Origin of the sequence: Kitasatospora sp. NPDC093550 (assembly GCF_044764985.1) — a bacterium.
Lineage (GTDB): Bacteria > Actinomycetota > Actinomycetes > Streptomycetales > Streptomycetaceae > Kitasatospora.
In genome coordinates this window covers 1-1299 of sequence record NZ_JBIWJF010000080.1, presented here as the reverse complement: position 1 = coordinate 1299, position 1299 = coordinate 1, and the positions used below count along the sequence as shown (strand labels likewise).

The following is a 1299-nucleotide window of genomic DNA, read 5'->3' as shown; positions in this document are numbered from 1 at the left end:
TGTGGGTGTTGATCCAGACGCAGCCGAAGTCCAGGCGGCGGGACATCCGCATGGCGCGGGCGTGGTCCTTGGTCCACACCGAGGAGGCCAGCGCGTACTCGACGCCGTTGGCGTACTCGACGGCCTGGTCCTCGTCGGTGAACTTCTGCACGGTGATGACCGGCCCGAAGACCTCGTTCTGGATGATCTCGTCGTCCTGGTTCAGGCCGGAGACCACGGTCGGGGCGTAGAAGTAGCCCTTGTCGCCGACCCGGTGGCCACCGGCCTCGACCTTGGCGTGGGCGGGCAGCCGGTCGATGAAGCCGGCCACCTGCTGCAGCTGGTTGGCGTTGTTCAGCGGGCCGTACAGCACGTCCTCGTCGTCCACGCCGCCGGTCTTGGTCTCGGCCGCGGCCTTGGCCAGCGCCTCGACGAAGGCGTCGTGGATCGACTCGTGCACCAGCACGCGGGTGGCGGCGGTACAGTCCTGGCCGGCGTTGAAGTAGCCCGCCACCGAGATGCCCTCGACGGCCTCGGCGATGTCGGCGTCCTCGAAGACCACGACCGGGGCCTTGCCGCCCAGCTCCAGGTGGACGCGCTTGACGTCCTTGGAGGCCGACTCGGCGACCTGGATGCCGGCCCGGACCGAACCGGTGATGGAGGCCATCGCCGGGGTCTTGTGCTCGACCATCAGCTTGCCGGTCTCGCGGTCGCCGCAGATGACGTTGAAGACGCCGGCCGGCAGGTCCAGCTCCTTGAGGATGCCGCCGATGATCTCGGCCAGCAGCACGGTGGAGGCCGGGGTGGTGTCCGAGGGCTTCAGGACCACGGCGTTGCCGGCGGCGAGGGCCGGGGCGAACTTCCAGACGGCCATCATCATCGGGTAGTTCCACGGCGCGACCTGGGCGCAGACGCCGACCGGCTCGCGGCGGACGATCGAGGTCATGCCGTCCATGTACTCACCGGCCGCCTTGCCCTCCAGCAGGCGGGCGGCGCCGGCGAAGAAGCGGATCTGGTCCACCATCGGGCCGATCTCCTCGGAGAGGGTCAGTCCACGGGGCTTGCCGGTGTTGCGCACCTCGGCGTCGACGATCTCGTCGGCCCGGGCCTCGACCGCGTCGGCGATCTTGAGCAGCAGCTTCTGCCGGGTGCTCGGGGTGGCGTCACGCCAGATCGGGAACGCGGCGGCGGCGGAGGCCATGGCGGCGTCCACGTCCGCGGCACCGGACAGCGGCGACGTCGCGTACACCTCGCCGGTGGTCGGGTCGACGATGTCGAGGGTGCGGCCGTCGGCCGCGTCGACGAACTCACCGTTGATGT

The 1299-nt window shown here is 70.1% G+C and carries 1 protein-coding gene; it reads right to left on the bottom strand.

Translation table 11 applies throughout. The features are described from left to right. The coding region (locus ACIRD3_RS40525; RefSeq protein WP_402227148.1) for an aldehyde dehydrogenase family protein at nt 1-1297 on the bottom strand (1297 nt) is incomplete at its 3' end. Between the last annotated feature and the right edge of the window lie 2 nt (nt 1298-1299).